This window comes from Homoserinimonas sp. OAct 916 (assembly GCF_003260275.1).
GTDB lineage: Bacteria > Actinomycetota > Actinomycetes > Actinomycetales > Microbacteriaceae > OACT-916.
The window spans coordinates 1-6,030 of the sequence record NZ_QJHB01000024.1; the positions used below are offsets into that span (position 1 = coordinate 1).

At 58.7% G+C, this 6,030-nt stretch carries 10 protein-coding genes and 1 pseudogene; 7 read left to right on the forward strand and 4 right to left on the reverse strand.

Annotated elements, in window-relative coordinates; all coding sequences use genetic code 11:
- Positions 1–141: 141 nt before the first annotated feature.
- The 3 genes and pseudogenes from thyA to DL891_RS16345 all read left to right on the forward strand — a co-directional run.
- Positions 142–443: pseudogene (gene thyA / locus DL891_RS16335) on the forward strand (thymidylate synthase); the annotation flags it as partial.
- A gap of 85 nt (positions 444–528) precedes the next feature.
- Positions 529–1,260, forward strand: coding sequence for a hypothetical protein (locus tag DL891_RS16340; RefSeq protein WP_111721557.1), 732 nt, complete (start codon positions 529–531; stop codon positions 1,258–1,260).
- The gene (locus tag DL891_RS16345; protein ID WP_157962580.1) at positions 1,257–1,898 is read left to right on the forward strand and encodes an RES family NAD+ phosphorylase; all 642 of its coding nucleotides are present in this window, start codon (positions 1,257–1,259) and stop codon (positions 1,896–1,898) included. Before DL891_RS16340 ends, DL891_RS16345 begins: the two co-directional genes overlap by 4 nt.
- A 234-nt stretch (positions 1,899–2,132) precedes the next feature.
- On the opposite strand, the gene DL891_RS16350 is transcribed toward DL891_RS16345, so the two are convergent.
- From DL891_RS16350 to DL891_RS16365, 4 genes are all read right to left on the reverse strand, one after another.
- On the reverse strand, positions 2,133–2,723 hold the full coding sequence (locus DL891_RS16350) for a hypothetical protein (RefSeq protein WP_157962581.1): 591 nt from the start codon (positions 2,721–2,723) through the stop codon (positions 2,133–2,135).
- 209 nt (positions 2,724–2,932) lie between these two features.
- Positions 2,933–3,517, reverse strand: a complete 585-nt coding sequence (locus DL891_RS16355) for a hypothetical protein (protein WP_111721560.1) — start codon at positions 3,515–3,517, stop codon at positions 2,933–2,935.
- A 365-nt stretch (positions 3,518–3,882) separates the two neighbouring features.
- Entirely contained in the window at positions 3,883–4,215 is a 333-nt protein-coding gene (locus DL891_RS16360; RefSeq protein ID WP_198668965.1) for an XRE family transcriptional regulator, read from the reverse strand.
- Positions 4,216–4,332: 117 nt separating this feature from the next.
- Positions 4,333–4,563: a hypothetical protein gene (locus DL891_RS16365; RefSeq protein WP_198668966.1), complete on the reverse strand. Its 231-nt coding sequence runs from the start codon at positions 4,561–4,563 to the stop codon at positions 4,333–4,335.
- A gap of 148 nt (positions 4,564–4,711) precedes the next feature.
- Between DL891_RS16365 and DL891_RS16370 the strand changes: the two genes are divergently transcribed.
- From DL891_RS16370 to DL891_RS16385, 4 genes are all read left to right on the forward strand, one after another.
- Positions 4,712–5,119 carry an ASCH domain-containing protein gene (locus DL891_RS16370; RefSeq protein ID WP_111721563.1) on the forward strand — a complete coding sequence of 136 codons (408 nt, stop codon included), beginning with the start codon at positions 4,712–4,714 and terminating at the stop codon, positions 5,117–5,119.
- 42 nt (positions 5,120–5,161) lie between these two features.
- On the forward strand, positions 5,162–5,464 hold the full coding sequence (locus DL891_RS16375; protein WP_198668967.1) for a type II toxin-antitoxin system ParD family antitoxin: 303 nt from the start codon (positions 5,162–5,164) through the stop codon (positions 5,462–5,464).
- Positions 5,464–5,823, forward strand: coding sequence for a type II toxin-antitoxin system RelE/ParE family toxin (locus DL891_RS16380; RefSeq protein ID WP_111721561.1), 360 nt, complete (start codon positions 5,464–5,466; stop codon positions 5,821–5,823). Before DL891_RS16375 ends, DL891_RS16380 begins: the two co-directional genes overlap by 1 nt.
- 97 nt (positions 5,824–5,920) lie before the next feature.
- Positions 5,921–6,030: type II toxin-antitoxin system prevent-host-death family antitoxin (locus tag DL891_RS16385; protein WP_157962582.1), on the forward strand; the 110-nt coding region annotated here is incomplete at its 3' end.

Consider the following 6,030-nt stretch of genomic DNA (forward strand, 5'->3'; position numbering starts at 1 on the left):
GAAGTCGCAACCGAACTCAACGATCGTCCACGCAAAACACTCGGCGGGATTACACCCGCGCAAGCCCTGCAACGGCTAATGTCAGAGCCAGGAAAGCCCATCGTTGCAACGACCGGTTGAATCCGCCGATCCCTGACCGGACAGCGCTCCGCCGACATGTTCCTCGGCGTACCGTTCAACGTTGCTTCGTACGCGACGCTGACGCTCATGGTCGCGCAGCAGATTGGGATTGAGCCTGGTGTGAGTTCGTGTGGACCGGTGGCGACTGCCACCTCTACGACAACCACATCGAGCAAGTGGAACGGAAGCTCACGCGCGAGCCTTTCCCATACCCGCGCCTCAAGATTCGTGAGCGCGGCTCAATCTTTGATTACGAACTCGAAGATTTCGAGGTTGTCGGCTACGAGCACCACCCTGGCATCAAAGGAGCCGTCGCGATCTAGGATCTACCGACTCGTTGCGCGCACGATAACACCTAGCTAGTATGAATAGTGCGCACTAGGAGCGAATCAGGATCAGGAGGTCGCAATGAATGCCGCAGTAACCGCGAACCAACCACATAAGCACAAAGCTGCACGAAAAGAGGCTAAAACCCCTGCGCACCAAGAGTTCACGCTCGTCATCAGACTGGACAGCGCCGTGACCACGGCGCAGCTCCTCGGGTTGCAAAAGAGTCTGACTCGACTTGTGGAATCCGTGATCGTCAAAGTCGATCTCGATCTCGCTGACGCTATCTTCAACGAAACAGCCGAGATAATCGAAGAACCGAAGGTCCACGGGGTCGCGCTCACTCAGGACCAGGTGGATTTCCTCACTGAATCAGGGTCGGTCTCTGCTTCGGACTACGACGCGGCCGTTGGACGAGTCGCGGGAGGCTCACTCCGGTCGAAGATCCAAACGGCCAAGCTGTCCGAGCTTGCTGACTCCCTCAGTACCACCGAGGTCGCCAAGATGCTCGAGATTGATAGCTCACGCGTGCGTCATCGCCAAGGCTCCGGTGGGCTCTACAGTTACCTGGTTGGCCGCAACAGGCGCTACCCCTCGTGGCAATTCAACAACGAGGACGTACTCCCAGGACTCAAGCAGGTCATCAAGGCGTTCCCGAACGATACCCACCCCGCCACCATCCGTGGGCTCATGACAACTCCACAAGAAGACCTTGTCGTGAGTGAGCACCCCGTTACACCCGTGGACTGGCTGGTTGGCGGTGGGGATCGACAAGCGGTCCTCGACGTGATCGAGGGTTACCACACTTCGTGAGCGCCTCGCCGAGACCAAAAGTTGCCCCTACACCGCCCAGCAAGTTCGTCACACATCCGGAACACTTCCGTGAATATGACGGTCAGCTGTGGCGCATCTTTCGTAGCCAAAGCAGGCGTCTTTATTCTTGGGATCAACTCCGAGAACACGGGCCCGTCCTAGGAGTGCGTTTTGACCCGCATCCTCTCCCTCCCGGCGATCACGCCGGTTACGGTGTGATGTACACCTCGGCCGATGCCATCACGGCGTTTGCTGAGGTGTACCAAGGGTCGCGAGTCATCGACCGCATCTCAGAGGCTCCAATCCTTGTCGGTTGGAAACCAACGCGGAAGCTCGAGCTGCTTGATCTGACGACCAACTGGCCCGTCCTCAACACGGCAGCCGCCGCGATGATGATGGATGACAAAGTGTCGACGCAAGCCTGGGCTCGGGAGATCTACTCTCAGCTGGGAACACAGATCGACGGTCTCTATCACCAGTCCTCGATCGACAACCAGCCGATGATCACACTCTTCAGTCGCGCCAAGACGCAGATGTCGTTTCCGTCACTGCCTTCCTTCAACGCGCTTCTGAACCATTCGGCGGCCGAAGCAATCGTGGACCTAGCCGCCGACAGGCTCGGTTACAGCGTGATCTAACCCTCACGCAATTGCACCGCCCCTGAGGGGTCTGATTTCGATCAGACCCCTCTTTTGCGTGCCCACAAAGCACTCGAATACCCAACAGGAAGGAGCCTCTTTTGAAATCAACACGTCCGGCCCGCCCCCCTTCTGGGGAGTTAGCCAGAATAATTGCAGCCTGGGACCAAGGGGTTGAGAACACCAAACGTATCCCCAAATGGGCCGTGCTCCCGCTTCATTACAGGATCAAAGTCATGGAGTGTTCATCGGGGTAATTTCGAGATCTACTGAACCAAATGGGAATGGGTACAAGAATGTGCCGCCGCCATCCCAATCAGAAATGGGGATCAGCCCAAACCAGATTTGGCTAATAATTACCGATGCGACAGCGAGGATCACGACAGCAGCTGCCCCTCGATCGAGATACCGCAAGGCGGCAGGAACATTGGCTGCTCGGCGGGTCACGAGGGTGAGGGCGCCGATCACGATCGCGAAGATCCCAATGTAGATGAAGGCACTCGGTTGCAGCGTGAGGGCAACGCAACTCGGGGCCACGTCCGTGGCGTTGCCGGCTGCATCGGTCATGGTCCCATCAGTATTCACGCCACCGGGGCAGTAGCCTTTTCCCGCCACATTCGCGACGCCGTACACAAACGCAGCCAGCGCAGCGACCACAACAAGCCGCCGGATCCGGGTCACTACCGGCTGGGCGGGTACTCTGCCCGCCTCCTGCACAAGGTCAGGCTGGACGAGTAGCGACATGTGAATCCGCCGATCGGCCAGTAACGGCATCTCTTCAGGTAACCGCGACGGTCGGAGATTGTCCACCAACCGCTCGTACATAGCGTCCCATGATTGGCGGCTGCGGCCCACACCGACTCACTCGTCTAAAGTTCAGTAGTCGCCGTCTCGCAAGCCGGTCCGTGACCGGACGGCGTTTCTCCACCTGCCGACAGCACGAGCGACGCCAGCTTCTGATCGGTACCGACTGCCCGGGTGGGAACCGTCAACGAGAGGGCATTCCTGATTTGGTCTCTCCGATTCGACACTTGTCAGCTCGGTCGGACAGTTGTGTATCGCAGGTCGAGGGAATCCAGGAGGGCTCGTTCAACAACAACAGTGATGAGGCGGTCGGCAAGCGCGATTCCCCCAGCCCACACATCCGGGTCGGTGTCCAGCAGCAGACCTGAATACGTCACGGCGTCGAGTTCGAACGGCGCTGGCTGTAGGTGCTCGGTTCGTGGCGCCCCGTCGACTGTGCATGGGTGCGAGGAGGGGTCGGCATTTATCGCTGCTGTGCGCGTGTCCCGGAATGTGTTCATCAGGATATAGGTGGCGTGATCGATCAGTGCCGTCCCTAGGTCGGGCAAATCCTCGCCACCGCCGACGATTGTCGTCCTGATCGCGTCCCACACCATCGGGAACCGGCCCCTCTGCCGCGCCTCCTCCAGCTGCGGCGCTAGCTGTCTGACCGGCGGGGCCGCAAGCGCCGCCTTTGTCGCCTCATCCAGATCGCGGAGATTGCTTGGATCGTCCCGGTTCGATGGATTCCGCCAGAACGTATACGACAGCGTTACGGACCTCTCCGTGAGCACGCCCTCGCCATTTCCACTGGACCACTCGCTGGCGAGCGGCATCAACTCAAGATGCGGTTGCGCTATAAAACCGGCGACCGGAACCGGAAATGCCTCGACCCTTTGCGCCGTCGTGGGCGGAGCGGAAATTGGTGATTGTGGGTCGCCCTGATGCATGTCGAAGTCCTCCCGAAACCGGCGATGCCAGACGCCTCCGACCCTAACGCAATACCCCACCGACTGCCCGAAAGCCGATCGTGTACCGGGCGCTGGCGAGACACGTAATTGTCGCTATAAGCACCGCAACGGGTACCTTTTCGGACGTCCAGCTGGGGATCGGCCTGCGGACGCATTCGAGGTCGCCGCCCCGAAGCAGTTCCGAGTTGAGGACTCATAGACAACGACTGTACCCGGTTGAGTCCAAACCGTCAGATGTCTAGCGCTACGTCTTGACCGTTGATGGTCACCAGGATCCTTGGGTTCTCCGCCCCGGTGGCAGTGAGATAGTTCCGCAAAGTGGATAGCAGCATGTCGTCTCGCCTCTCCATCTGTGACACGGACCCCTGCGTCATATTTAGTACGCGGGCAATCTCAGCTTGCGTGTGCTTTCCGGCCTCCCTGACCATCGCCAAGCTCATCGCATGGACGCGGTCAAGCACGTCCGCCTGCTGTTCGAGCTTCGCGACTGCCTCCGCAGTCCCGGGCCGCTGCAGCATTCGATCAATCCGATCATTGCCGCGGATGAATTCTTTCTCGCTCATTGCCCTGTCTCCTCTAGCCATCGTTCGATCGCCTGATCAGCCCTCGTGCCGACCGTGTCATAAAACACGTCGCCCATTCCCGCCTTATCACCGGCAAAAAGTGCAACAACGATCTGGTCACCGTTCGGCGGAAACCAACAGATCAGACGAAACGCAATCCCTTTGATTTTTGCGGGACTGCCGCACTCGTTTGATCATCGCCGTATCTTCATCCGGTATCTGATCCAGCGCCCGTAGCCGGCTCAACATAAAAGCAAACAGATCGAAAATCTGTGTGCCGCGATCGGTCGCGTCCTCCTCCAGCCGATCCAACTGCCGGTCGAACTCTCGAGACCAATCGATGTTCATATCCCAATATTAGCTGAAGCACATATCGGCTGCAACTAATGTTTTGGCAACAGGAATTCCGCCCGCCGGCAATCTCCTATTCGCGCTGCCAGCTCATTAGCGGATCGGCCATCGGGCACGAACTCACAAGGTGATAGATTCCGTTGTCGTGCCCCATGCTCTTCCAGTAGTCGAGTTCGCGTTTCCTGGTCCCCTCCGTGACCAGATCGTCGAAGCAATCCAGTCCGGGATGAAGACCGCTACGAGTTCACTCGTCTACGAGTGCGAAGTGTGCGATGAAGCGCTTCCTGCCGTCGGTGATCGTGGCACCGTAATCGATCCGAGCGACGCGCCTCTATCCGAAATCGAGACCGTTGGCGTTCAGATTGTGCCCCTCCGAGATGTGCCGCTGACCCATGCAATCGCAGAGGGCGAGGGATACGACTCCGTCGTCGAGTGGCGCGCGGGTCATCTGCGTTTCTGGGGTTCCCCCGAGATGCGTGCTGAACTTGGAGAGAACTTCGTGATCGACGATACGACCCTGATCGTTCTTGAGAGCTTTAAAGTAGCCCGCTGACGGATCCTCTATCGGATTCTTGCACATTGGCATAAAATGCCAATGGAGGCGGTAATCGTGACGACGAGAAATGTTGTACTGAGTCAACACCAGTACGAACTGGTTGATTCATTGGTGAAATCCGGACGCTATCAGAACGCCAGTGAGGTACTACGCGAAGGCCTCCGGGTTCTGGAGCGGCAAGAAGCGGAGAACGCAGCGAAAATTGTTGCGCTGCGTAAAGCGGCCGATCAAGGCTGGTCCGATCTTGACTCGGGACGCTTCGATGACGTTGCAGATGCAGATCTCGACGATTTCATCGGACAACTCGGAGCCCGCGCAGCGAGGACCCAGGAAGCGGGCTGATGGCGAGCTATCGCCTCACTCGTGCTGCCCAAGCTGACATTATTTCCATCCTTGCGTGGTCGGATGAGCAGTTCGGCGACGAGGCGCGCAAACGGTACGAGTCGCTGATTGCCTCTGCCATTCGTGGCGCGGCATCGAGCAGCGGCGATGCAGGGCACACGCCTCGCCCCGACCTCGGGGACGGTGTGTTCTCCTGGCACTTGTCTCAAAGCCGCACTCACGTGCCCGGGAGAGTCGTCCACCGTCCGCGACACTTTCTCATCTGTCGTCGAGACGGTGAAGTGCTGGTTATCGGCCGGGTCCTCCACGACGCCATGGATCTGCAGAGACACGTCGAGCCGGAGTGGCCTTGGGAGTAGCCGCCCCGTCGCGAAGGATCGTGACCATCGCCGGAAAGGGATCGGCTTATGAGACATAATGCCGCGCAGTATGTACGTTCTGCTCTATACTGGCGGTATGACTGAAGTTGCAATCACGGATGCGCGAGGACGGCTCGCGTCAATCATCGACGCGGCCCGGCGCGAACCGGTGTATTTGACCCGCAGAAATCGCCCTGTCGCGGCAAT